Here is a 474-nt window from a genome sequence, read left to right on the forward strand (position 1 = left end):
GCGGATTTTTACCTGATTTAACTAGCCTGCGCCGCCCGCCGGACTACAGTCGCGGGACGGGTCGATCGAAAGCTTCGCAGCGTTTCATCCTTCCAAGGATATCGCAATGAAACACCTGATCTTGGGAGCACTTCTCTCCATGGCCGCCAGCTTTCCGTCCTCCGCGCAGACGCAAGAGAGCAAGCCCGTCTCGATCGTTCTCGTACACGGCGCCTTCGTCGACGGCTCGGGCTGGAAGGCTGTCTACGACATTCTTACCAGGGACGGTTATGAAGTTCTGGTCGTCCAGAACTCGACTGCAACGCTCGACGGTGATGTCGAGGCAACGCGGGAGGTCATACGCAAGGCGAGAAAGCCGGTCATTCTGGTGGGCCACTCCTATGGTGGCGCCGTCATCACCGAAGCCGGAAGCGATCCTAAGGTTCGCAAGCTTGCCTATATTGCCGCTTTCGCGCCAGAAGTCGGAGAATCGGT

At 58.2% G+C, this 474-nt stretch carries 1 protein-coding gene; it reads left to right on the forward strand.

Translation table 11 applies throughout. The features are described from left to right. Nucleotides 1–106 precede the first annotated feature (106 nt). Nucleotides 107–474 (forward strand): esterase/lipase family protein (locus AC5ZGW_RS46960; protein WP_496114248.1); only part of this gene is annotated, 368 nt, incomplete at its 3' end.

The sequence above is a fragment of the Bradyrhizobium sp. Crot121 genome (assembly GCF_059512385.1).